At 52.8% G+C, this 24,387-nt stretch carries 25 protein-coding genes; 12 read left to right on the forward strand and 13 right to left on the reverse strand.

The window, feature by feature from the left end; all coding sequences use genetic code 11:
- Positions 1-71: 71 nt before the first annotated feature.
- Positions 72-689: a DUF3727 domain-containing protein gene (locus KV190_RS10290; protein WP_460193228.1), complete on the forward strand. Its 618-nt coding sequence runs from the start codon at positions 72-74 to the stop codon at positions 687-689.
- Here the strand turns inward: KV190_RS10290 and KV190_RS10295 are convergent.
- A complete protein-coding gene (locus KV190_RS10295) occupies positions 686-2,083 on the reverse strand; it encodes an aminotransferase class I/II-fold pyridoxal phosphate-dependent enzyme (protein WP_460193229.1) in 1,398 nt (465 codons plus the stop codon). The two genes, KV190_RS10290 and KV190_RS10295, sit on opposite strands and share 4 nt — an antisense overlap.
- Before the next feature lie 43 nt (positions 2,084-2,126).
- On the opposite strand from KV190_RS10295, the gene pedR reads away from it, so the two are divergent.
- Genes pedR through KV190_RS10315 form a run of 4 tightly spaced genes read left to right on the forward strand, consistent with a single transcriptional unit; the run spans position 2,127 to position 4,928 of the window.
- The gene (pedR, locus tag KV190_RS10300; RefSeq protein ID WP_011057702.1) at positions 2,127-2,408 is read left to right on the forward strand and encodes a photosynthetic electron transport-dependent transcriptional regulator PedR; all 282 of its coding nucleotides are present in this window, start codon (positions 2,127-2,129) and stop codon (positions 2,406-2,408) included.
- Positions 2,401-2,652, forward strand: coding sequence for a hypothetical protein (locus KV190_RS10305; RefSeq protein ID WP_460193231.1), 252 nt, complete (start codon positions 2,401-2,403; stop codon positions 2,650-2,652). Before pedR ends, KV190_RS10305 begins: the two co-directional genes overlap by 8 nt.
- A gap of 42 nt (positions 2,653-2,694) precedes the next feature.
- Entirely contained in the window at positions 2,695-3,687 is a 993-nt protein-coding gene (locus tag KV190_RS10310; RefSeq protein WP_460193233.1) for a pentapeptide repeat-containing protein, read from the forward strand.
- 44 nt (positions 3,688-3,731) lie between these two features.
- Positions 3,732-4,928: a GNAT family N-acetyltransferase gene (locus KV190_RS10315; RefSeq protein WP_460193234.1), complete on the forward strand. Its 1,197-nt coding sequence runs from the start codon at positions 3,732-3,734 to the stop codon at positions 4,926-4,928.
- Here the strand turns inward: KV190_RS10315 and nrdR are convergent.
- Positions 4,925-5,413 carry a transcriptional regulator NrdR gene (nrdR, locus tag KV190_RS10320; RefSeq protein WP_460193235.1) on the reverse strand — a complete coding sequence of 163 codons (489 nt, stop codon included), beginning with the start codon at positions 5,411-5,413 and terminating at the stop codon, positions 4,925-4,927. The two genes, KV190_RS10315 and nrdR, sit on opposite strands and share 4 nt — an antisense overlap.
- 119 nt (positions 5,414-5,532) lie before the next feature.
- Here nrdR and KV190_RS10325 point away from each other — a divergent pair, with 119 nt between their 5' ends.
- The 3 genes from KV190_RS10325 (at position 5,533) to KV190_RS10335 (ending at position 9,072) form a co-directional block, all read left to right on the forward strand.
- Positions 5,533-5,664 carry a hypothetical protein gene (locus KV190_RS10325; protein ID WP_460193237.1) on the forward strand — a complete coding sequence of 44 codons (132 nt, stop codon included), beginning with the start codon at positions 5,533-5,535 and terminating at the stop codon, positions 5,662-5,664.
- Positions 5,665-6,489: 825 nt separating this feature from the next.
- The gene (locus KV190_RS10330) at positions 6,490-6,792 is read left to right on the forward strand and encodes a hypothetical protein (protein ID WP_460193239.1); all 303 of its coding nucleotides are present in this window, start codon (positions 6,490-6,492) and stop codon (positions 6,790-6,792) included.
- A gap of 141 nt (positions 6,793-6,933) precedes the next feature.
- Positions 6,934-9,072: a putative bifunctional diguanylate cyclase/phosphodiesterase gene (locus KV190_RS10335; protein WP_460193240.1), complete on the forward strand. Its 2,139-nt coding sequence runs from the start codon at positions 6,934-6,936 to the stop codon at positions 9,070-9,072.
- Positions 9,073-9,101: 29 nt separating this feature from the next.
- Here the strand turns inward: KV190_RS10335 and KV190_RS10340 are convergent, their stop codons facing one another.
- From KV190_RS10340 to cofH, 7 genes are all read right to left on the reverse strand, one after another.
- The gene (locus KV190_RS10340; protein ID WP_149819084.1) at positions 9,102-9,632 is read right to left on the reverse strand and encodes a YqhA family protein; all 531 of its coding nucleotides are present in this window, start codon (positions 9,630-9,632) and stop codon (positions 9,102-9,104) included.
- A 95-nt stretch (positions 9,633-9,727) separates the two neighbouring features.
- On the reverse strand, positions 9,728-11,317 hold the full coding sequence (locus KV190_RS10345) for a DHA2 family efflux MFS transporter permease subunit (protein ID WP_460193242.1): 1,590 nt from the start codon (positions 11,315-11,317) through the stop codon (positions 9,728-9,730).
- 24 nt (positions 11,318-11,341) lie between these two features.
- Positions 11,342-12,745: an HlyD family secretion protein gene (locus KV190_RS10350; RefSeq protein WP_460193243.1), complete on the reverse strand. Its 1,404-nt coding sequence runs from the start codon at positions 12,743-12,745 to the stop codon at positions 11,342-11,344.
- Positions 12,746-12,938: 193 nt separating this feature from the next.
- Positions 12,939-14,024 carry a 3-isopropylmalate dehydrogenase gene (gene leuB / locus KV190_RS10355; RefSeq protein WP_460193245.1) on the reverse strand — a complete coding sequence of 362 codons (1,086 nt, stop codon included), beginning with the start codon at positions 14,022-14,024 and terminating at the stop codon, positions 12,939-12,941.
- A gap of 57 nt (positions 14,025-14,081) precedes the next feature.
- Positions 14,082-14,996: a pentapeptide repeat-containing protein gene (locus tag KV190_RS10360; RefSeq protein WP_460193247.1), complete on the reverse strand. Its 915-nt coding sequence runs from the start codon at positions 14,994-14,996 to the stop codon at positions 14,082-14,084.
- 85 nt (positions 14,997-15,081) lie between these two features.
- Positions 15,082-16,683 carry a DUF3352 domain-containing protein gene (locus KV190_RS10365; RefSeq protein ID WP_460193248.1) on the reverse strand — a complete coding sequence of 534 codons (1,602 nt, stop codon included), beginning with the start codon at positions 16,681-16,683 and terminating at the stop codon, positions 15,082-15,084.
- Complete coding sequence (gene cofH / locus KV190_RS10370) at positions 16,680-17,861, reverse strand: 7,8-didemethyl-8-hydroxy-5-deazariboflavin synthase subunit CofH (RefSeq protein ID WP_460193249.1); 1,182 nt, start codon at positions 17,859-17,861, stop codon at positions 16,680-16,682. The genes KV190_RS10365 and cofH overlap by 4 nt, the downstream gene beginning before the upstream one ends.
- A 69-nt stretch (positions 17,862-17,930) precedes the next feature.
- Here cofH and KV190_RS10375 point away from each other — a divergent pair, with 69 nt between their 5' ends.
- Positions 17,931-18,260: a carbon dioxide-concentrating mechanism protein CcmK gene (locus KV190_RS10375; RefSeq protein ID WP_460193250.1), complete on the forward strand. Its 330-nt coding sequence runs from the start codon at positions 17,931-17,933 to the stop codon at positions 18,258-18,260.
- A gap of 42 nt (positions 18,261-18,302) precedes the next feature.
- Here the strand turns inward: KV190_RS10375 and KV190_RS10380 are convergent, their stop codons facing one another.
- Genes KV190_RS10380 through KV190_RS10395 form a run of 4 tightly spaced genes read right to left on the reverse strand, consistent with a single transcriptional unit; the run spans position 18,303 to position 20,825 of the window.
- Positions 18,303-18,698: a Spy/CpxP family protein refolding chaperone gene (locus KV190_RS10380; protein WP_460193251.1), complete on the reverse strand. Its 396-nt coding sequence runs from the start codon at positions 18,696-18,698 to the stop codon at positions 18,303-18,305.
- A 45-nt stretch (positions 18,699-18,743) separates the two neighbouring features.
- Positions 18,744-19,451 carry a GUN4 N-terminal ARM-like repeat domain-containing protein gene (locus tag KV190_RS10385; RefSeq protein ID WP_460193253.1) on the reverse strand — a complete coding sequence of 236 codons (708 nt, stop codon included), beginning with the start codon at positions 19,449-19,451 and terminating at the stop codon, positions 18,744-18,746.
- A complete protein-coding gene (gene rfaE2 / locus KV190_RS10390) occupies positions 19,427-19,972 on the reverse strand; it encodes a D-glycero-beta-D-manno-heptose 1-phosphate adenylyltransferase (RefSeq protein WP_460193254.1) in 546 nt (181 codons plus the stop codon). Before rfaE2 ends, KV190_RS10385 begins: the two co-directional genes overlap by 25 nt.
- The gene (locus KV190_RS10395) at positions 19,956-20,825 is read right to left on the reverse strand and encodes a branched-chain amino acid ABC transporter permease (protein ID WP_460193256.1); all 870 of its coding nucleotides are present in this window, start codon (positions 20,823-20,825) and stop codon (positions 19,956-19,958) included. The genes rfaE2 and KV190_RS10395 overlap by 17 nt, the downstream gene beginning before the upstream one ends.
- Before the next feature lie 343 nt (positions 20,826-21,168).
- On the opposite strand from KV190_RS10395, the gene KV190_RS10400 reads away from it, so the two are divergent.
- The 3 genes from KV190_RS10400 to KV190_RS10410 all read left to right on the forward strand — a co-directional run bounded on the left by KV190_RS10400 (position 21,169) and on the right by KV190_RS10410 (position 24,314).
- Complete coding sequence (locus KV190_RS10400) at positions 21,169-22,245, forward strand: glycosyltransferase family 4 protein (RefSeq protein WP_460193258.1); 1,077 nt, start codon at positions 21,169-21,171, stop codon at positions 22,243-22,245.
- A gap of 59 nt (positions 22,246-22,304) precedes the next feature.
- A complete protein-coding gene (locus tag KV190_RS10405; RefSeq protein WP_460193259.1) occupies positions 22,305-23,663 on the forward strand; it encodes a glycosyltransferase family 4 protein in 1,359 nt (452 codons plus the stop codon).
- A 153-nt stretch (positions 23,664-23,816) separates the two neighbouring features.
- Positions 23,817-24,314, forward strand: a complete 498-nt coding sequence (locus KV190_RS10410) for a DUF2085 domain-containing protein (RefSeq protein WP_460193260.1) — start codon at positions 23,817-23,819, stop codon at positions 24,312-24,314.
- Positions 24,315-24,387 lie beyond the last annotated feature (73 nt).

A 24,387-nucleotide genomic window follows, 5' to 3' on the forward strand; every position in this document is an offset into this window, starting at 1 on the left:
AGGGAATGCCCCACGGCGACCCGCTGCATGGTATGCTCCAATGCCATAGGGAATCTTTTTACCGAAGCAGCATGGGTTCAAACTATCAAAACCAGCAAAACAGTAATGAGCAGCCTTGGGAGGAGGAAGACTTCGAGGAGGAGATGGAGCAGCTCCGCCTTTACGATGATGACGGTCGCTTCCTCGACTGCTACATCGAGTTTCGTCTGAATGTGCAAGGGGAAACCTATGCACTGCTGCGGCCAGTGGACTATCCTGTCGAAATTTTTGCGGTCGTGGCCGAAAACGACGAGGAAGAAACCTTAGTGCCCCTAGAGGAGCAGGAAATTGATGCGGTCTTTGATACAGCCCGTGCCATCCTTGAAGAACAAAACCTCACTCTCAAGCGCACTGCACTCACCCTCACCGTAGCGGGTGAACTGCCAGATCTGGATGAAGATGAGATTCTCTCGGTTGAGGTGGAAGCCGATGATGACATTGAGGAGTATCAACCCCTTGGCAGTAGCTTCTTTTGCGGTACACGGGAATACAGCGTTTATACGCCCCTGAGTCCCACGCTTTATGTGGCTCGCCTTGTCCCCGGTCAAGAACCTGAACTCCTCTCTCCCCAAGACTTTCAACACCTGCAACCCCTCTTGGAACAGCATTTGGTGAGCCATCTCATTGAAGAGGAGGACTGGGAAGATTAAATCTTGCAGATTCTTAGGGTTTGTAGCGTAGGATCGGCAGCCCCCACGATCTCTGCTCCCAGTTCTTGGAGGGTTTGCAAGGTTTCAATCACTGATGCAGTGATCCGTTCGCCAGCAATGACCGTGGGAATCCCCGGTGGGTAGGGGGAGATAGTTTCAGCGCTAATCTCATTTAAGGCCGCCTTGAGGGGAACTGATGCCTGTGGGCAAAAGTAGGCGTCCCGTGGTGAGAGGGTGGGTTCTTGGAGGTTAGGAATTGGTGGCATAGTCAGTGGTGGCAGAGGGGCATGGTGGCAGTATTCGGCGTAAACAGTTTTTAGGCGATCGGCCAAGCGTTCGAGCATTGTTTGGCTGGTACCAAGGCCAAGGCAAAAGGTGAGCGATCGCCCGCTGGGAAATTCAGCCATGATCTGCGGTTGCAACAACTCATCTAGGGCAAACCCCGTCAGACCGATCGGCCAAGTCCCTAGGGTCAATCGCAGTGGATCCTGAGGGATACCTGTGGGCTGCCAGCGCGGTAAAGGCCATTCAGAAGTGTTGATCCAGTGGAGAAGTCGGGCGTAGATTTGCTCTCCCTGCTCAGCCATTTGCACCCCCGCTCGCTCAAGGGCGGCCAGAAACCAATAGCTGGGACTGGTGGTTTGCACGAGGTTCAGGGCTTGACTCAAACGCTCAGGGGACACCCGCTCCCCCTTCAGATGCAGCACGGCCGTTTGGGTTAACGTTCCAAGGGTTTTGTGCCACGACTGCACCACCACATCCGCACCTGCGGCCAAAGCAGTAACGGGAAAAGCGGGATGATAGGCAAAATGACTGCCGTGGGCTTCATCGACAATGAGGGGCAAACCGTGGTCATGGACGCATTGGCCAATCTCAACCAAGGGTGAGCAGAGGCCTTCATAGGTGGGACTGACAAGCACCACTGCCTTGGCATCGGGATAGGTGGCTAAGCCGGCGGCAACCACATCACGGGTAACGGGCAACGGCAGCCCCCACTGGGGATCAACCGCCACTCCCAAATAGACAGGCTTCGCCCCCGTTAACACCAGTCCCGCAATCACTGAGCGGTGGACATTGCGCCCCACGAGAACGCGATCGCCCGGACCTGCGGTGGCGAGAAGTGCCGCTAAAAGACCACTGGTGGCACCATTCACCAGAAACCAAGCGCGATCGCTCCCCGCCGTCGCCGCTACCGCTGCCTGTGCCTCTGCCAGTACCCCTGTCGGCTGCGCCAAATTATCAAGGCCGGGCAACTCACTCAAATCTTGGGCTAAGGCCGTTCCCCAAAGGGCACGCAACAGCGGCTCCATGCCTCGACCCCGTTGATGGCCGGGCGTGTGTAAGGGAATCGTGTGGTTTTGGGCTAAAAGAGCAGCAAGGAGAGAAATCGTCAACTACAATTAATATAAGGGTCTAAGTAATTATACGGATTTAGGGATGTCTATACCGCAAGACGATCGGTTGGAGTATTCACTGCTGTCGGAGCGTGAGCTACAGGTGTTGGAGCTTGTGGCGGCGGGGCTAACCAACCAAGACATTGCCGCCAAACTAGACATCAGCAAACGCACGGTAGATAACCACATCAGTAATATTCTGATGAAAACAAAATCAGAAAATCGGGTGGCACTGGTGCGCTGGGCTTTAGCGTGGGGTAAAGTTTGCTTGAATGATGTCAATTGTTGTGCACTGCCCACCCCGCCGACCCAGCCCCATGAGTGAACGTGTGTACTACAACCCTCGGATGCCACTGGCCGTCTATCGGGAGCTGGCTGCCCACTTGCAGTTACTCGATGGGGTTTCTGTGCGGCTGTTGCCCCAAACCTGTTCCCACTTTGACTATGAATTGAGTCAAATTGAAGGCATTGCTGTGGCTGTGCCCCCGACGCTTGACCGAGATGCCCAAGCACGATGTGAGGAGATTCTGCAACACTACGGCCTGCAGCACGGTGGCTGGCAATGTTAAAGATAGGCATTCCTAGCGCGTTGCTCCCTACTTTAGATAGACATGGACGCTGAAGAGTTGCTCGCTCGCTATGCCAAGGGCGAAACCAATTTTCAAAGTGTGAATTTGGCGGGCGTGAGTCTCGTGGGAGCCGATTTGATTGGCATTGATTTGCGCGGTGCCAGTTTACAGGGGGTGAATTTCCAGTTTTGTCACTTTGGCCGTGCGGACTTTAGCTATGCCCTCTTGACGGGCGCGCGCTTGGAGGGATGCAACTTTACCCAAGCGATTTTTAATGACAGTCATTTTCGCGATGCCCAATGTCATGGTTGCGTGTTCGATCGCGCCAATTTACAGGGAGCAGATCTCACATTGGCCGTTTTTCGCGACTGTAACTTCCTCAGTAGTGACTTGCGGCAGGTGAATTTAAGTCATACGGTTTTGGCTGGTTCCTGTCTGCGCAGTGCCAACTTTCGCAAAGAGAACTATCAAGAGGGGGCAAGTCTGGTGGGTGCAGATCTGCGCCAAGTGGATCTCCAAGGAACGAATTTGGCAGGGGCAGATCTATCGCGGGTGAACCTCAAGGGCGCCAATCTCAAGGAAGCCAACTTCAATGCCGCCAACCTTGCCCAAGCGAATTTAGAAAATACCAATCTTCAGGGGGCGATTCTCACCCGTGCCATTCTCTACGAGGCAAATCTGGTGGGGAGCAATTTGCGGCAGTCGCGGCTGGCTCAAGCGGATCTACGGGGAGCAATTCTCAACCAAGCGGATTTAAGTCAGGCGATTCTCTCCGAGGCGCGGCTCGATGATGCCCAAGCTCAAGGGGTGAACTTGCGGGAAGCAGTTTTGAATAAAGCGGATCTGCGGCGTACAGATTTAACGGGGGCTGATTTGCAGGAGGCTCGCCTGATTGATGCCTACCTCGCCCGCACAAATCTCAAGGGCGCCAATTTACGTCAAGCCAACCTAATGCGTGCTGATCTTAGTAGTGCTCTGTTGCTGGAGGCTTGCTTGGAGCAGGCATTGATGCCCGATGGCAGTGTCTTTATCTAAAGCACTTGCTATAGTACAACAGAGACGCAGTTTCCCTGAAGAGCATGGCAGAGTTTGCAGCGGCACTGGCACCAGAGCTAACGATTCAGTGGGTGAATGCGATCGCCAGCGTTCCCCAAGATCAGTGGGATGCCCTTGCTCTGCCCCTAGAGACGCCTTTTTTTGAATGGGAATGGCTGCACCAAATTGAAGCCTCTGGCAGTGCAACACCGCAAACCGGTTGGCTGCCCCATCATTTGCTGGTTTGGCGCGATCGCCAAGGTCAGCGGGAACTGGTCGCTGCCGCTCCCCTCTATGTCAAAGGCCATAGTCAAGGGGAATTTGTCTTTGATCACCAATGGGCAGATTTGGCCGCGCGGTTAGGTATTCGCTATTATCCGAAGCTGCTGGGGATGGCGCCCTTTACGCCGGCGGTGGGCTATCGCTTTCTCATGGCCGAGGGGGTGGATGTGGCCCTGATGACCAAGGTGATGCTCCACGAAATTGATCGCCTCTGTCAACGTCACCGTTTTTCCAGTTGCCACTTTCTCTACGTTGATCCCCAATGGCAACCCGCTGCCGAAGCCTATGGTTATCGGGCGTGGCTCCACCACAGTTACATCTGGCAAAATCGCAACTATCAGACCTTCGATGACTATCTCGCCGACTTCAATGCCAATCAACGCCGCAATATCAAGCGGGAACGCAAGGCCGTGGCTCAAGCGGATCTCACCTTTCGGGTTCATCAGGGGGATGAGGTCAGCCGCAGCCTGTTGCGACAGATGTACGATTTCTATGCCGATACCTGCGACAAATTTGGTTGGTGGGGCAGCAAGTATCTGACACGGCAGTTTTTTGAAGCCCTGAGCGATCGCTATCGCCATCGAGTGGTGCTCTTTGCCGCCTACCCCAGTAGTGGCGCGCAGCGTCCCATTGCCATGTCCTTTTGCATTACCAAGGGATCACATCTCTACGGTCGCTATTGGGGCAGTGCCCGCGAAATTGACTGCCTGCACTTTAGTGCCTGCTACTACGAACCCATTGAGTGGGCGATCGCCCACGGGATTCAGCGCTTTGATCCCGGCGCCGGCGGACGCCATAAAAAACGACGGGGCTTTCCAGCCACTCCCAACTACAGCCTGCACCGCTTCTATGAACCGCGTTTAGCGCAAATTTTTGACCACTACATTGACCAGATCAATGACGAGGAGCAACGGCTCATTGACACGATGAATGCCGATCTACCGATGAAATCCCTCTAGGACTGGGAGATCGTCACCAACTCTGGCGAGGCAGGGGTCTCTTGAAGATGAGCTAATTCCGCAACAAAGTCACTAATCCCTTGGAACTGACGATAGACCGAGGCAAAACGGACATAGGCCACTTCGCTAAGATGGCGCAGTCGTTGGAGTGCCGCTTCCCCCAATTCAGCGCTGGTGACTTCGCGGCGCGATCGCAACTGCAAATCCGCCTCAATATCATCTACGAGGGCTTCAATCTTTTGTTGGGGAATGTTGGTTTTGCCACAGGCAGTCATGATCCCCCGCAGCAATTTGGAGCGATCAAAGGACTCGCGATCGCCATTGCGCTTGATCACTGTAATCGGAACGTACTCAATCCGCTCATAGGTGGTGAAGCGACGGCTACACTCAAGGCACTCCCGACGCCGCCGAATACTTTGCCCCCCCTCTGCCGATCGAGACTCTAGAACCCGACTATCCGTATGGTGGCAATAGGGACACTGCATAGGGATCCCCGCTGATTTAGGCACCTGAGAGTATCATAGCCGATTCTTTCGAGCTATTAACATTCGCAAGGGCTGCGACAGCGTTTGTTAGGCTAGGGGTATCCATCGGGTATCCTGCCATGACCGATCCAAATCCCCAAAAGAAACGCAATCAACCCACGATCATTAACGTTGAGCCAGAAAATTTACTGCTCATTGTTGCCCTGAGTCTCTTTATTCCGCTAGTGATTGTGGGCTTTTTTGTACACTAGGACTCCCTAAAAAATCAACATCAATTGCCGTAGATACAGCATAAATAGCTAAAAATAAATTTTTGCTTTTCGCTATAAATTGTAAATCAAAATCAGATAAATGGCTCAGTACCCTTTGCTGGCGAGGATTTGCTGCCTGAAAGTCTCCCTGTAGCGGAGTGATTTTGTCAGGACGAGAAGTATCAAGAAATCCTAAGAAGCTTAAATAAGTCTTAACTATTCAACCCTTCAGTTATTAAAAAGCAAAAAAGGATTACGAACCTTTGAAGAAGTAGTGATCCAAGTTTTAGGATGATTTATAGACAATCTCTAAAGCGAAAACGCTCTAGCAGTGGGACATTACTCTACGGATAGATTGTTGAAAATCAATCTTTGTTTGGGGGAAAACTAATGAATCATCATCAATTTCAATATGAGACTCAATATCTCAAAATTGATCATTTAGTGAATAACTTTGGGATCAAAAAAATAATTAATGAATATCAATCAAACTATCTAAACAAGAATTAATTAAAACTTAAATCTTGTAAAAACACGGCAAATCAGTATTCACGAATACCAAGACTCAATTGACAGAAATTAGTGAGGTTGCCTAGACTATGAGCATTGGTATGCTATCAAGGTTAATCCAGAAAATCACTCTCCTAAGCGCAATCTTAGGACGTAAAAAAAGTTGCAATGACTTGGTCGGATTGTAATCTGGATAACAACTGTGACCCAGTTTTCAGGATTTAATGCCTAATTGCCCAATGAGTAATACTCGATTTTGTCCTCCTCTATTTGGATGTAAGGAAGTCGCTTATGGTTCCCTCGTTGTCGATTTCAATGATTTATTACTTGCGGCGGTTGTTGCGGCAGTATGAGCCATTTCTTAAGCCTGTCATCTATGAGGGGGCAGGACTGGTGGCCAATGCAGAAGCAGATCTGGGGGCTGTATTAGAGAGTCTTTATCCAGACGTAGAGGAATTGGCTACAGTCACCGAACAGTTGGGCAGACTTATTCTTTTGCACCAAAAAAAAGACCTACTCTCTATTGAGCAATATGAGGCCATTACCCAGCAGATTTTCTGGATTTTGGGATTAAAATATGCCTCATCAGGCGTGGGCAAAGAATCGGTAACTGCCTAGGCACAAGAATTTGAAGAGATCTCAATATCTTTGTCGCTTCATAATAGGAATTTGAGGAGAGGCACCAATGTGTCTAGCACTTTTATTGGTCTAGGTCAAATCACTCTGTTATTTGCTGAACACTCAAGCTAGGATAGCATCATGGAGCACGATGCCTCGTTTTTGTTTCCTCAATTCGGTCGGCCAATCATGGGTGGTCAAGCGGGCTATGGTTTTGATTTTCCAGCAAGCGCGGATCCCTATGAGCTGCTGCGGAGTGTTTGTGCCCGTTTACCCCTGTTGATTATTTTCTATGACAATGAGGGGCAAATTCATTCCATTAACCAAGAGGTGACGACCCAGTTGGGCTGGGATACGGGGGACTTGCTCTCGCGGGATTTTTTGAGCCAGTGTTTTCCCGATCCCGAGACCCAGCGGCAGATTCGCTATTGGATGATTCATCCCCCCAATGGTTGGCAGGAAATACCGGTTCATGGCGCTGATGGTCAAGTCCTAGAGATGATCTGGGCATTTGTGCGCTTTCCCAATGGGGCGGGTCTGATCTGCGGCTACAACATTACCGATATGAAGTTGACCCAAGCAGCGTTGCTGGAAACCAGCGATCGCTATGCGCTGCTCACCCGTGGCATCAATGATGGCATCTGGGACTGGAACCTGACGACCAATGAGACGTTTTATTCCTCCCGCTGGAAAACGATTCTTGGCTATCAGGATCACGAAGTTGGCAACCACATTGACGATTGGCTCAAGCGGATACACCCCCAAGATGTCGAGCGGGTCAAATTGAATTTAATGCTCCATGTGCGTGGCCAAACCCCTCATTTCCATCAGGAATTTCGCATTCAACATCGCAATGGTTCCTATCGTTGGGCGTTGGCACGGGGGCTGGTGCTGCGGGATGCCTATGGGAATGCTACGCGGGTTGCGGGTTCCCTGACCGATTTGACAGAACATCGCCTTGCCGAGGCGCAGTTGCTCCATGATGCCCTCCATGACTCGCTGACGGGGCTAGCCAATCGCACGCTCCTCTTTGATCGCATTGAACAGGCGGCTCGTCATGGTCGTCGTCGTCCCGACTATAAATTTGCAATTTTGTTTATTGATATTGATCGCTTTAAGGTCATTAACGACAGCCTCGGCCACAGTTGTGGGGACATGATTTTGATTGAATTGGCCAATCGTCTCACCCGAATTGTGCGCCCTGATGACACCGTGGCTCGCATTGGTGGCGATGAGTTTGTGATTTTGCTGGATGATATTAGCAATAATAACGATGCCTTGGGGGTTTGCGATCGCATTCACTGTGAACTCGATAAACCCTTTATGGTCAAAGATCAACCGATTACGCTGCGGGTGAGTATCGGTGTGGCCACGCGATCGCCCCACATTGAAAAAGCAGAAAACTATTTGCGCAATGCTGATATTGCCATGTATCGTGCCAAGTTGGCCGGGGGCAGTCGCTATCAGGTCTTTAGTGAAGAAATGCATTTGATGGCGCGCGATCGCCTCTCCCTCGAAGTCGGGTTGCGCCAAGCCCTTGAGCGGGATGAATTTACCCTCTTTTATCAGCCCATTTACCGCCTTAGTGATAATCGTCTCTACGGTTTTGAAGCCCTGATTCGCTGGCAACATCCTACCCAAGGTTTATTACTGCCCGATCGCTTCATTCCCCTTGCTGAGGAAACGGGACTGATTTTGCCCATTGGCGATTGGGTGATCTGGCGGGCTTGCCGCGATCTGCAGCACTGGCACGAGCACTTTCCCCAGTGTGAGTTGTCTGTAAATGTGAATTTATCGAATCGGCAACTGATGCACCCTGCCCTAGCCGAACAGGTGTTGGCAGCCTTGGAACAAACCCAGATTCCCGCCCATTGCCTGCACCTCGAAATGACCGAAAGTGTGGGCATTGAACAGCCGGATCAAGTGCGCGATATGCTACTTAAACTCAAGGCGCAAGGAATCAAGCTTAGCCTCGATGACTTTGGCACCGGCTATTCTTCCCTGTGCTACTTGACCAATCTTCCCATTGATATCCTGAAAGTAGATCGCAGCTTTGTGAAGCTGATCACTGAAACCGAGCAAAAGCCGCTTGTGATTGATGCCATTGTCAGTCTTGCCAAGGGGTTGGAACTAGAAGTGGTTGCTGAAGGGGTGGAGCATCCCTATCAAGTGACGCGACTGCGGGAACTCGGCTGTGACTATGCCCAAGGCTATTATTTCTCGCAACCCCTGAGTATTGAGCAGGTGGATGCCCTACTGGCAGAAATTCATGCTGCTTAGAAAAAACATTTCTTGCAGACCCTTAGCATCTAGTGATGGGCTTCTGAACTAACGCGATACATCAAGTACGTGCTGATGGCAATAATCAGAATTGCGGTGGCCAGATACAGTAAGTCAAGGGGGGTTTTGACATTGAAGGCAATCAGTTGCTTAAAGAAAGTCACCACCAGAGCCATGACGATTGTTTTCAGCAGTTTATCCTTAAGCTGATCCAAGCTTTGAGCCTGCATCAGGGAAACATCAGTGGCGCGATCGCGAGCCAGACCCGCATCAATTTTAGAAATAAACAGTTCATAAATACCGAGGGCAAACAGCAATAAAATAATGCCAATTAAATACAAGTCAATACCCGTGATGATGTAGCCAAGGGTTTTGATATAAATTGTCGAGTCTCCATAGTTGCGAAACTGGATGCCCAGCCCGAGAAGGATTTCATGACTGCCGAGAATAAATAGAGCAAAGGTACTGAGTAGGCTAAAAATGACTGGAATAATGACAAAAAGACGGAAATACCAGAGAAAAGGCTCAACCAGCCTCTCCAGTTGTGACAATCGTCGCATTCAGATCACCAAAAGCTCCTAACATCCTAACAGAGGCAAACATAGGCTACATCAAGGGTGCATGTTCGCGAAGTCTCAAAGTGCCTCAATGACCCTCAATGGAGATGGCTGGTGTCGGCGGTGCCACGACTTTTTTCGAGCAAGAACAGCAGGGGTAGGGAACAGATGAAGACCCAACCGACGAAACGGAAGACATCGGCATAGGATAAAACCGCTGCTTGCAGATTGAGGGTTTGACTGAGGGCAGCCAGTGCCTGTTGATGGGCGGTGATCGGATCGGAGCCGTGGCTTTCAAAAAGATTTCTGAGGAGAGCTAGTCGCTCATTGGTGGCCAGTGAATAGGGGGTGAGATTAGCCGCTAGAACATCTCGATGAAAGGTCTGTCGCTGATCCAGCAGTGTCCCCAAAATGGCAATGCCAAAGCTCCCCCCTAGTTGGCGAGTTAAATTGAAAAAGCCAGAACCTGCGGCGACTGCGTTTTGGGGTAGAGAGCCAAGGGCAGTTAAACTCAGGGGCAAAAACATCATGACAATCGTTCCCCCCCGCCACAGCAGCGGAAAAAAGAGCTGATCGGTGCCCGTCTGGGGTGTAATGTCCGCCAACTGAAACATGATCACGGTTGTCCCGATCGCCCCTAGGCCAATGAGGATGCGGGGGTCAATTTTGGTAGAGACTTTACCCAGTAAAATCATGGCGATCGCCGAACTGAGGGCCCCCGGCGCCAAGAGAAGTCCCGTCTGTGTGGCTGAAAATCCCAAAATACTCTGGGTAAAGAGCGGCACTGCAAATAGGGTTCCATAGAGACCAAGGCCAACGATGATCGAGTAGAGGCTACCGACGGCGAGGGAACGGTACCGCAACACTCTGAGATCAACCGCTGGTGCAGGGGTGCTCAACTCCCGCCAGATAAAGAGTGCTAAACCAATGACAGTGGTAAACGTTAATGTTCTAATGAGTGTCGAATCAAACCAACCTTGGGTCTCCCCCTCTTCTAGCACCGTTTGTAAACTGCCGACAGCAACAATCAACAGCAAGATGCCTAGCCAATCCACCCGCTCATGGGGGCGATGTTTCGGGTCGGGTCGTAAAAAAATCATCGACATGAAAACGGCAATGATACCGACGGGTAAATTCACAAAGAAAATCCAGCGCCAACCCCAGTTGTCCGTTAGATAACCGCCGAGGGTCGGCCCGATCGCAGGTCCAGCAATCACCCCCACCCCAAACACCGCCTGTGCCATGCCCTGCTCCGCCGGCGGAAAAGTTTCAAACAAAATCGCTTGAGCCTTCGCTAGGAGTCCGCCGCCAAATAGCCCCTGTAAAATGCGGGCAATGATCAGCATGTGGAGATTGGCTGACAAGCCACAGAGGACAGAGGCAAGGGTAAACCCCACCATTGAGAAAATAAAGTAATTTTTCTTACCAAAGGTTTCTCCCAACCACGCTGATAGGGGAATTAAAATCACGTTGGCGATCGCGTAGGCCGTAATCACCCAGCCAATTTCACTGACCGTCGCCCCCAGCGTTGCTTGCATATCCGTTAGGGCAACATTGACAATACTGGTGTCAATTACCTCAAGCATTGCCCCGAGGGCAGCAGTCAGGGCGATCGCCCACTTGAGGGGGCCATAAACATAGCCCAAAGGTGCTGCGGAAGAGGGATGATCGGCATGAGCACTTGTCATTTTTGGCGGTGGAGTGAATGTTCTCTAATGGGCAGTTGGCGGGGCAGAGGTCAAATCAACGGTGACAGTCGCGCTCAACCCCGGTCTCAAGCGATGTTGTGGGTCGGTGTTCGGGTCAAACACTAGCCGGACGGGTACCCATTGAACCACTTTGTTAAAATTGCCTGTGGCATTATCCGGTGGAATCAGGGCAAAGCTGGCACCCGTGGCGGGACTCATGCCGACAATTTTGGCCTTAAAGGTCACCCCCGGATAGGCATCCAGTTCAACGCTCGCCCGCTGACCAATGCGTAGCCTACCGAAATCCGTTTCTTTGAAGTTGGCCTCAACATAAACGTCCTGGGTTTTCAACGGCACAATGGCCAGCAGGGGTTGGGCAGGCTGTACCCTTTGTCCCACTTGGGCGGTTAATTGACCAACGGTGCCGCTCAGCGGTGCTTTGATGACCGTGTAGCTCAATTGCTGATTAGCAAGGGCGAGAGCAGCCGTGGCTTGTTTGACTTGTGCTTGTGCCTGTTGCTGCTGTGCTTGCTGTACCTTTAGCTTTTGGGTCGCAATTTGTGTTTGCCGCAGTTGCTCCTTGGCGGCATCACTCTGGGCAATGGCTGTTTGGAGTTGTGCTTGTGCATTTCTGAATTGCGCCTGTGCTTGGAGAACGTTTTGCTGAGCAACGGTTAGGGCGGCTTGGGCACTTTCATAGGCGGCGCGCACCGAATCAAATTGTTGAGCGGGAATCACCCCTGCTTGATAGAGAGATTGGTAGCGTTGAAAGTCAGAACGTGTTTTGTCTAACTCCGTTTTTGCTTGGGCAACGGCTGCTTTGCGAGCCATGATTTGGGCTTGGGCTTGAGCCACATTGGTTTGGGCGGCACGAACGGCTGATTCACTGGCGGCAACATTGGCTTCGGCCTGTTGAATCTCAAGGGGATTGCTTTCGCTGGTGATGCTGACAGTGTGGCTGGCACTTTCGAGTTGAGCTTGGGCACTGACAAGGGCAGCTTCGGCTTGCTGTTGGCGCAACGTTAAATCCTGATCCTCAAGGATCACCAGAGGTTGGCCTGCCTGAACCTGATCTCCTTCATTGACCAAAACCCGTTCAACTTTAGCGGATATTTTGGCAGAGATGGGAGAAATATGGCCTGCAATTTGGGCGTTTTCTGTACTGACATGGGTGGACTGGAATTGCCACCACCGCCAGCCAATCATAGAACCAAAAACCATCGCGATCGCCCCGATAACAAACCCAACAACCTTGCGTTTAGAGCGAGCCTGTGGCGAAGTATCCGGGAGGACTTCAGTCATTGCGCCAGTAAGCGGTGCCGTGCCATTCTCAGCAGCCGTCACCTGTTGATCAGGAAAACTGACCTCTTGAGGAGGGACTGAATTGGTCGGTAAATCCCCAGAGGGTAATGACTGTCGCTGTTTCATAGCTGCGTTGAATTGTCAGACAACGGAGAGGAGAACCTATGCCCTTTGCTGAAGATGACGAATTCAGGGGACTCAGATCACAGGAGGACATACTCCTAGGCTAAAAAGCGCACAGGAGAGCAACCTCGCCCTGACGGACGATTTTTCCTCAAACGTTGACACTTCTAACAAAGCGTCGTGGATAAAAACGAGCCTACTTGGACAATTCCTTGATTAAGAGGTTGCCCATTTCACGACAGCCCACAAGCGTACAGCCCTCAGCCATTAAATCGCCAGTGCGGTAGCCTTGATCTAAAACCGCAGTAATCGCCTCTTCGATCGCTTGCGCTGCCGCTGGTTGGTTGAGGCCATAACGCAGCATCATGGCTGCACTGAGCACCATTGCCAAGGGATTCGCTTTGTCTTGACCAGCAATGTCCGGTGCAGAACCATGAACCGGTTCAAATAAGCCCGGCCCGGATTCCCCTAGGCTGGCGGAGGGGAGCATACCAATACTGCCCGTGAGCATGGCAGCAATATCGGAGAGAATATCGCCAAATAAGTTACTGGTAACTATCGTGTCAAACTGTTTCGGAGCGCGCACCAGTTGCATTGCCGCATTGTCCACGTAGAGGTGGGTGAGTTCCACATCGGGATATTCAGCGCTAAGCGCAGTCAGGCGATCGCGCCACAGTTGGGAAACTTCTAGAACATTGGCCTTGTCTACCGAGCAGAGTTTGCCCTGCCGTTTGCGAGCCGTTTCAAAAGCAACACGGCCAATGCGATCAATTTCCGTAGCGGTGTAGGCCATCGTATTCACCCCCCGCTGCTCACCCGTTTCAGTGGTGAAAATACCGCGCGGTTGACCAAAGTAAATGCCGCCAGTGAGTTCGCGCACAACCATGAGATCCACACCGGCAATCACTTCCGGCTTCAGGGACGAGGCATGGAGCAGTTGGGGAAAAATCTTGGCAGGACGGAGGTTGGCAAATAAACCCAGACCCGACCGCAGGGCAAGTAATCCCGTTTCCGGGCGCAGATGACGCGGTAAGCTATCCCACTGCGTTCCGCCAATGGCGGCTAAAAGCACGGCATCACTTTGCCGACAGGTTTCCAGCGTTGCTGCTGGCAAGGGTTCCCCCACAGCATCAATAGCACAGCCACCCACAAGGGCAGGAATAAAGTCAAAGTCCAATTCAAAGCGAGGGGCGATCGCCCGCAGCACATCGAGGGCAACAGCCGTAATTTCTGGACCAATCCCATCCCCGGCCAAAACAGCAATGCGATACGTGGTTGCCATGCCTGTCTCAAAATCACCGATCTTCTAATCTACACCAGCAGCGGTCGTCCCTTGACGCTATTCCGAGAGATAGCCATCCGGCAGAATCGCCTCGCTCATATCCACCGCACTGAGATCAACACCATTGAGGCTGGCACCGGTAAGAATCGCTTCAATGAGATTGGCTCCCCGCAGATCGGCACCGCTGAGATTAGCCCCCATTAAGTTGGCACCAATGAGAATCGCGGAACTGAGATCGGCTCCTCGCAAGAGTGCTTGGGCAAGGCTCACTCCCCGTAAATCAGCTCCAACAAGGTTGGCTTTGTCCAAACAGGCATGGCGTAAATTGGCCTCTTTGAAGGCCACTTCGCGGAGATTGGCTTCCTCAAGGCGGGCACGACGCAGATTCGCCCCAATCAAAATCGCCCGCTCTAGGTTGGCCTGCTGCAAATTGGTGGCACTGAGATTGGCGCCGCGTAAATTGGCCTGCACGAGTTGACTTTCCCGCAAGACAGCATCCGCAAGATCGGCGCCCCGCAGGTAGGCTTCCGTTAAGTTGGCACGGGTGAGGTTGGCACGCTCAAGTTCAGCAAGGGTGAGATCCGTGAGCGTCAGATTGGCATCCCGCAAAATGGCTTCACTCAGTTGAGCACCAGTGAGGTTGGCTTCACTAAGATCCGCATTGGCAAGGTTAGCACGGGTCAAATCCGCGCCTGTGAGGTTGGCCTTGCGCAAAGACACCCAGCGCAGATCAGCACTGATTAAAATCACGCCCCGCAGATCCGCCCCCCGCAGATCCGCTTGACTAAGATTGACGCCAGTGAGAATTGCCCCCCGCAAATCGGCTCCTTGCAGGTTCGTGCTCTGTAGGGCAGCATCGGTGAGATCGGCACGGGAAAGGTCAATGCCCGTCAAAATACACCGACTCAGGTTAGCGCGGCGCAACCGTACCCCCGCAAAGTCGCGATCGCCAACGCTATATCGTTTCAGCAAAACATCTGGTTCCACAGTAATTCAGTCACGTCCTTCGGTAGCAAATCTGCGTCTAGTTTCAGGGTTCCCCCGGCGTTGGCTGAACCTACGGTGGTGAAGTGGATTTTAGGCGAATTCGAGCGATGTAATGGGTGAATTGATTATCCCGCACCTGACTGGTGATGCCTAGGGCAGCAAAGGGTTGGAGCGATCGCGCCACTTCAGGTGCCAGTTCGGGCAAGAGCAAGTTATTTTGCAGTGACCCAAGGTTACTCAAATTCAGGTAAAACTGCGTGTCTTTGGGCTGGGGCAGCACTGCACGGTAGAGGGGAGAGTCGGCAAGGGAGCGTTCAGGGCGGGTACTCATATCCGTCAAAGGGCCGAGTCCCAAAAAGAGGGTCTGGTCATTCAGCCAACCGTGCTGCCCTACTGGCAAACCCGGCGGAATGCGCCAAGTGGTGATCGGTTGCGGTTCTGTTGCTGTTTGTTGTACTTGCCACCGCAGGCGATCGCGAATTTGGGTATCGAGTTGGCTCAAGGTTTGACTGGCTTGGGGGCGATCGCTGGTCTGACTGAGAAAGAGTAAACTAGGGGCATTGCCTAGGGCGGGAACCGGCACAAAGGCAGCAGCAAATTCGCCATCCATCCAAGGCACAAAGGCCTGTTGCCAATCGAGGCCAGTGAGATCTTTAACCGTGCTGGCGATCGTCTCTTTTACCGAGGCGGGGGTATTCTGCCATAAATTCTTAAAGGAGCCTGTACTGTAAAACGCAAGGGTCGTTTCAGGCACAAGACGACTGAGTTCACGGCTTTGCCCTTCACTGACCAGGGCTTGATTCTGCTCAGGGCGCCAAGTCACGGCCTCCAATTCGATTTGCTCAGGGGTCATGTCTGCGGTGAGTACTATCCCTTGCAGTTCCCGCGGGGGTTCAGGCAGACTGCCTTCAGGGGCGGCCATCTGACTCGCTAAAAAGGCGGGTAGGTTCAAATAGAGTTCCACCAAAGGGCGATGATCCGATAACCCTTTCACTGCCTGTTGATAGGTGGGCTGGCTGCCAATGCCGTTGTTGGCTTGGGCGGTGGCAATGACTTGTTGCAGGGCGCTCTGGTGCTGACTCCAAATGATGTAGGCCTGATTTTCATGCGTAACGAGGGCGATCGCGCCGCTATCGGGGTCAGGGAGAATCCCCTTGGCCTTGAAGATTTTCACACCGTTGATTTCTGTGATCGGTTCGCCAATGACGCTTTGCAGCAGTTGCTCCCCCATTGGTACATTTAGGGTCGGCACAATCCAAACGTGGGGCGGCACGGGCGATTCTCTGACGGACTCTGGGGTAATGGGCAACAACACCACTGTGGCTTGGTCACCAATAAAGGGGCGGACATCCTTGAGGTAATCCAGTTGCGCCAGATTCACCCCCTCTGGCGAGAGCGGATCATAGCTGGGGTTCAACCACGGTTGGGCTTGTAACAGGCCGCTTTTGGCAAGGGCTTCCCAAGGCTTGGGATCCGTGGGTAAGGTGAGGGTCAATAGGGCGCTCTTGGGGGCGATCGCCATTCCGGGCGCGATCGGACGTTGACTAAACCGTTGCCACAGGAAGACCCCCGCAGCAGCGGCCGCCCCGACAATGACCACGGCGACAGCACCCACCAGCCAAGGGCGGAACCGACGGGTAGACTGAACGGCAGGCTGAGATTCCGTGGTCATCGCAACTCTCCAACGGGATGGTAAAGTGTGGTGCGCTGACGTGGGGTTCGCCCTAAGGAGCCAATTGCGGCCACCAGATCTGCTGGACTGACGCCCGTGCCCCCTTGTGCTCCAGCCACTGAGGTAATGTGTTCTTCCATCAGCGTTCCCCCCAAATCATTACAGCCCCAATTCAGTGCCATTGTCGCACCCCTAAGGCCAAGTTTGACCCAACTGGGTTGATGGTTGGCAATCCACTGCCCCAAAAAGAGCCGCGCCACTGCCGTCAGCACCAATGTCGGTAATAACTGCGGTTGGTGGTGTCCTACCCATTGTCGCATTGCCTTGGGGGCAAGTTCCCCCACGTAGGGCAGCAGAATAAACTCGGTAATTCGCGCGGGATAGTCGCGTTCCAAAGCCCTTTGTTGAAGTTGCTGTAGGTGTTGTAGGTGAGCCACCTGATCCGCTGGCGTTTCAATGTGGCCACAGAGCATTGTACTGGTTGTCCACACCCCCAAACGATGAGCCGTCTCAACAATCTCCAGCCAAGTGGCGGTGTTTATTTTCTCAGGACAGATTTTTGCCCGTACCCGATCCACCAACACCTCCGCAGCGGTCCCGGGCATGGAGTCCACCCCCGTCTGATGCAGGACATCAATCACTTGGGCATAGGAGAGGCCATCCTCGCGGGCAATGAATTGAATTTCTTGGGGCGAAAAGGCGTGGAGATGGATTTCAGGAAAGGCGTTTTTAATGTCCCGCACGAGGGATTGGTAATAGCGCAATGTGGAGCCACCAGCTTTGGCTGCTGGATTGAGTCCCCCCTGCATACAGATTTCTGTCGCCCCTTGGGCAACGGCATCAGCCACTTTGCTTAGGATTGTGTCAATGTCGAGCCAGTAGGCATCGGCAGCAGTGGCATCGCGACGAAAGGCACAAAAGCCACAGTGTTGCTCGCAGATATTCGTGAAGTTGATGTTGCGGTTAATCACATAGGTGACAGTGTCCCCCACCTGTTGTTGGCGCAGGCGATCGCTGGCAGTTTGGAGTGACTTGAGTAGGGGGGGCAATGGTTCTTGCGGATCACTGCTTGCGGCTAAGGGAAGAGCAGTTGTCAAAAGGGTGAGGGCTTGTTGAGCAGAAATGCCATTGTGGGTCAGAACCTCCTCTAGCTCCGCGAATGCCACTCTGGTCTGCATCGAATCTACTCCACCTTTAGGCAATTAGGGCACCGTTTCTCTAGCTTAACTACAGTCCTTTTCTAAAATATGGGAGATGTGGAAGGGGGAATCGTGATGGCAGCAGAAGCGGTGGGCATGGTGCAGGTGTTGGGGTACCCGGCAGCCCTTGCTGTGGCCGATACATTGGTAAAAGCGGCGCAGGTTACCCTTGTCAGTTGTGAGGGGATTGGTGCGGGTTACTGGACAGTGGTGATTCGGGGAGAGGTGGCGGACGTGAATGCGGCGGTTCGAGCAGCGCGATCGCTCAGTGGCCACGAGGTCATCTCCCATCAAATTATTGCCCGTCCCGATGGCAATCTCGAACAGGTTCTACCGATTGTAGTCCCTCAGCAGCCACCCGAGGACTTTCTGCTTTAAGCCAATCCTGAACCTCGACTCATTGGCTAAACGCTGCTCAGCTTAGCGCGATCCTTGCAGTTGCTTCACCTGCTCGGGGGTGAGAATTGTCAGCATTTCGACACGGGTATCCTGCATCACTTTCGCGAGCTGTGTCTTTTGATCAGGGCGCAGCGAAACGGCGTCCATGGCTTCACCAGTGGATTTCCCCTGTTTGATGGCATTGCGAAAGATGCGCTGTTGGTCGCGATCAAGGATCTTGAGGATGCGATCGTTGGTGCGCAGGGTTAGCCGCAGTACGGCCTGTTTTTGCTCAACACTGAGATTGAGTTTTTTCATTTGCTCAGCGGTCAATAGGCCGCCACTGGTTTGAGCCACGACTTGGGGTGGAATGGTTGCGCCACTGATACCGGCTACAAGGGCGATCGCCACCATCAATCGCTGAATGTTCTTTTTCATCCCTGCCACCTCACCACTGCTGCTACGCTTGTTGCTACCCCTATTCTAGGCCGTCCAAGCGGGATGATTGAGCAGGGCATTGATCACCTGTACGCCCCGCAGTTGATTGGTCAGGGGTAAATGTCCGCGCGGGGCACTCAAATCCCAGATAAATTCATTGGGATAGCGCGGCCACCGCTTACCCTGCCGCCAGCCAATTTTCTCCCACAGCCGATCCCAGTTTTGACCGCAGCCCAGCCACAGTTGCCGCTGCACCGAATAGCCAAAGCGCCCCAAGGAAAAGGCCAACCACAATTGATCAATGGTTTGTAAATCCACAATCGGGAATTGCTCCACCTCCGTAAAGTAGAGCCAGCGGCGCTTTTGTGCCAAGGGTCCCGCCAGTTCACAGAGCTTTTGCGTCGTCAGGCGATCGGCAGCTTCAAATTTCTCGGCCACGAGGAGTTCAGCCAGTTCCTGATAGTCCACGCCGCGATCGGAGCGCAGCGGGATCACCCCTTGGGGATAGTATTGTTGCAAAAAGGCTTGCACCGAGGCTTCCGGGCTGTGGAATAGGAGACGATAGGCCTGACCGCGAATCCAAGGGGCGGGTGGGGGGGAAAAGGTGGCACTGTCTTTGAGAAACTCCTGCAAGAGGTGATAGCCTTCACTGCCTGCCGTACTCAGGGTGGTCATGGCGGCCAGTTGGGATTTTTCGTTGCCGTTGTACAACTGCTCCCGTAAATCGGCTAAGGCTGGTTCTGTGGTGACCATGCGCCCGGTGACTCCTCCCCATGCAACTCTAAAATGCGTTGGACGATCGCCGTTGTTGAACTGGGAACCTCTACTTGAATGAGTTCAATACGACCGCCATAGCGCTGCACAGCCGCCGCTTCCGGTAGGGTCGCCAGTTGGTAATCGCCCCCCTTGACGTAGATCTCCGGTTGGAGAACCTCGATCAGGGTCGTGGCAGTGCGATCGCTAAACAGCACCACCGCATCTACTGATCGTAAACTAGCAAGCACCTCTGCCCGCTGCTGTTCGGGAATAATTGGCCGTTTTGGCTTTAGGGCTGCGACGGAGCGATCGCTATTCAAGCCCACCACCAAGCGTTTACCGAGGGCACGGGCTGCCGCTAGATAGCGCACATGACCCGCATGGATCAGGTCAAAACAGCCATTGGTAAAGACCAAAGGGCGCCAGTCTTGGGGTGCAGCATTGATGGCAGCCACAAGGGCTTCAAGGGTGTAAAGGGTCAGGGGACTTCTCCTAAGAACACTAACTGAGTGTGCCACGAAATAGCCCTTGGGGACGTACCAAAAGCACCGCCATCATAATGACGAGGGCAACGGCCAGCTTGTATTCAGAGGGAATCATCAGGGTACTCATCTCCTGCGCCACACCAATAATCAGGGCGCCAGCGATCGCGCCATAGGGATTGCCAATGCCACCCAGAATCACACTGGCAAAGAGGGGCAAGATCAAAAACCACCCCATTGTTGGCCGCACAGCGGTAATCAAACCATAAAGCCCTCCGGCCACTCCCGTGAGCACCCCCGCCAACAGCCAAGTGCACAGCACCACCCACTCGACATCAATCCCCGAAACCCGTGCCAAGTCCAGATCATCGGCTACGGCTCGCATGGCTTTGCCGACTTTCGTGCGTTGCAGGATCAAATGCACAGTGGCGATCGCCACCACCGCCAAAATCATTACAATCACCTTCGAGTAAATAATTTTCACCCCCCAAAAATCAAGGGCAGGCATCACCGGTAGCCGATAGGTTTGGTTTTCACTGCCCCAAATGAGAATCACGGCATTGCGCAGCAGAAATGAAAGACCAATGGAAATAATAATCAGCGTCGTTGAGGTAGCGCGGCGATCGCGCATCGGCTGCCACAGGAGCTTCTCACTTAGGAGCATCAACCCTGCCGTTCCCAAGCCACCGATCACCATTGAGAGCCAAATATCCAGTCCTGTTGCATTGGCCACCAATGTCAGGTAGGCTCCCGCCGTCATAAAGTCGCCATGGGCAAAGTTGGGCAGGCGCAAAATCCCAAATGTGAGCGTCAACCCCACGGCTGCAAGGGCAATAATACTCCCCACCGCCAAGCCATTAACAAAAAGTTGAATCAGTTGAATATCCATGAACGATTGCCACTAAAATTTTAGGAAGTGCGAAACGGGCAATGCCTGTTCATAGAATAGCGATCAGAGGAACGTTTGCACGATACTTTTTTCTCTGATCAAGAAAATCACTCTTCTTTAAGAAAATGTAAAGTTAAGTAGCAAATTCTATCACGCCTTAAACTGACAAAATGTAGCGATAATAACAAATAATAGTACGGATTCCCGAAGTTTCAGGTAGGGATTTACCCCCTTGGTCTTTTTCAGTGAGATTGCGTACCGTTGAGGCAGCCATGCTGCTGAGTCAATCGCGCGATTAGCATCAAGGCATCGGTGACTAACCGTATTGTTCGAGGAGACTTGTATGCGCATTGCTCAAATCGCCCCCCTGTGGGAACGGGTACCGCCGCCCGCCTATGGGGGTGTGGAGTTGGTGGTGAGTCTGCTCACGGAAGAATTAGTCAAGCGAGGGCACGAGGTCACGCTGTTTGCCAGTGGCGATTCCATGACCCAAGCCAAATTAGTTTCTACCTATCCCCATGCCATTCGCCTCGATTCCAATGTGCAAGAATATGCCGTCTATGAAGCCCTTCAACTGGGAGAGGTCTTTCGTCACGCCAATGAATTTGATGTCATCCATTCCCATGTGGGCTATACGGCCTTACCCTACGCCAGTCTGGTGAAAACACCCGTTGTTCACACGCTCCATGGTCGCTTTACGACGGATAATGAGCGCATTTTCAGCCAATATCGCAACCAAAACTACGTCAGTATTTCCCATTCCCAGCGGCAACTACGGGACTTGAACTACATTGCCACGGTCTATAACGCCATTGCCGTGGAAACCCATCACTTCTATCCGCAGCCCACCGATCCACCCTATCTGGCCTTCTTGGGACGGCTCTCCCCGGAAAAAGGCCCTCACCATGCCATTGAAATTGCTAAGCGAGTGGGCATCCCCCTGCGGATGGCCGGCAAAGTGGATCGGGTCGATCGCGACTACTTCAAGGAATTGATTGAACCCCACATTGATGGTGAATTTATCCAATTTATCGGCGAAGCCGATCATCCAACCAAGAATGCGCTCCTAGGTGGAGCGATCGCCATGCTCTTTCCGATTACGTGGCAGGAACCCTTTGGCCTAGTGATGATTGAGTCCATGGCAGCCGGTACGCCAGTGGTGGCGATCGCCAAGGGGGCAGCACCCGAAGTCATTGAGCACGGTAAAACCGGTTTCCTCTGTCACTCCGTCGAAGAATGCGTCGCTGCCGTTGCCCAAGTGCCGCAACTGGATCGCATGGCCTGTCGAGACTACGTTTGGCAGCGGTTCAGTGTCGAGCGGATGGTGAGCGAGTATGAAGCAGTCTATGATACTGTTCTCGCCGACACCTTTGTCCATAATGGACATCGTAGGGGGACGATTGAACTGTTGGCCAGTTAGGTGTATCCCTCAACCCTTTGCAAAAGTCTTTCTTTGACCGCTATTCAAAAGGTGTATTTATGCAAGCATTATCAACCCGTACAGCAAAAAATACACTCCCTCGGGCCTTTGCCATGCCCCAACCGCAGGTGCCTGCGCGTCAACCCATTGCCTTGATTTCTGTGCATGGGGATCCCGCTGCGGATGTCGGCCATGAATCCGCCGGTGGTCAAAATATCTATGTACGGCAATTGGGGGAAGCCCTAGCGGCAGCCGGGTGGCACGTGGATATGTTTACCCGCAAAATCCATCCCGATGACCCCGATGTGATTGAGCACAGCCCCCACTGTCGCACGATTCGCCTCGAGGCAGGCCCTCTGACCTATATTCCGCGTGAGAAACTCTTTGAGACATTGCCGAAGTTTGTCGAAGCCTTCAAGGCTTACCATGCCAAATATGGCTATCCCCTGATCCACACCAATTACTGGCTCTCCGGCTGGGTGGGTTGGCAGTTGCGTCAGGAGTTGAATTTCCAATGGCTGCACACCTACCATTCCTTGGGGGTTGTGAAATATCAAGTGGCTTCTGAACAAGCCCAACGGGACGAAACCCGCCTCATGGTGGAAAAAGCCATCCTTGAAAATGCCGACTGTGTGATTGTGACTAGCCCCCAAGAGGAAACTTACCTACGGCGTTGGGTCTCCAAAGCAGGGCAAACACGTCTGATTCCCTGTGGCACGAATTTGCATCTCTTTTACCCCGTGGCCGATGCCCGTACCCAACTGAATTTACCTGCCGATGAGCCGATTGTGCTCTATGTGGGTCGCTTTGATCGCCGCAAAGGGATTGAAACACTGGTGGCAGCGATGGCTCAGGTGCCCCAAGGGCGGTTACTGCTTGTGGGGGGGAGTGATCCACAGCGCAGTGATGGTGCCGAACGGCGGCGCATTGAAAGCTTAGTGCAGGAGTATCATTTGGGCGATCGCGTGACCTTTGTGGGGCAAATCGACCATGAGCGCTTGGCAGTGTACTACAGTGCTGCCAATGTCTGTGTGGTGCCCAGTTATTATGAACCCTTTGGCTTGGTGGCTATTGAAGCGATGGCCTGTGGCACGCCGGTGATTGCCTCTGCGGTTGGTGGTCTGCAATTCACGGTGATTCCCGAGGAAACAGGGTTGCTGGTGCCGCCTCAGGATGCCACCGCCTTGGCCAAGGCTATTCAACGCATTTTGGCTGATCCAGCTTGGGCACGTACCCTTGGGGAAAATGGCCGCGAGCGGGTGCAAGCCCTCTTCAACTGGGAGGCGATCGCCCTCCAGATGGGGCAACTGTACCGTCAACTCTTTGCCGCCTCCCTCATGGGAAATTCACCCCGCCTAGAGACGGTGAAGAACACAGCCTCACTGACAACCGTGACCAAGGCGGCCTTAGCCTCCTAAGCTTCTTAATGACGTGGCAGAGTGGCTGAAGACAGGATCAAGCAGTATTCTCACGTCTCTCCTCGCTCTGCCCAATCACTGATTGCCCTTGCTGTGAACAATTTGTTAAATTCTAGGGGATTGTTTATCGTTTTGTATCATTTCTGAAATCCCATGGTGCGGTGGCGATCGCTTTCTCCCCTATGGCCTGATGTCATTCTGGCGGCACTGATTCTAGGCCCTTTGTTTGCGCCTTTCTTGGCCGCTAGTCATTTTCTCTTCTTGCCTAAAATTGCCCACATTATCTACACGATGGGCAATCATGTATGTCCGCAGCCAGAAATGGGCTTGATGCTTGCTCCCCCTTGGAAAATGGCGGTGTGCATGCGCTGCTATGGCACCCTTCTGGGGGTTCTCCTCACCCGTTGGTGGATTGAGCGTTCCACAACTGCCCGGGAGTGGTACTGGCTGCCGCAGTATGGTCTGGGGGGCTTTTTAGTGGCAACGCTGCTAATGCTGTTTTATCCCCTTGAGTGGGCACTGCAACACTATGGCGTCTGGGGCTATTCCAATTGGATTGTCTTTCCCTTTGGGGCGATCGCTGGACTGGGCTTGGGATTATTGATCATGCCTCTGTTGTATCCCAAACAGCGCCTTGCCACCTCCCGCTAGGGAGCAAACACTGAAATTTTGGTAGCCTCCGATACAAAAATTAACTGGGGCAACTTTCTACCATAGATTGTCG

This window comes from Thermosynechococcus sp. FA-CM-4201, from assembly GCF_054689355.1.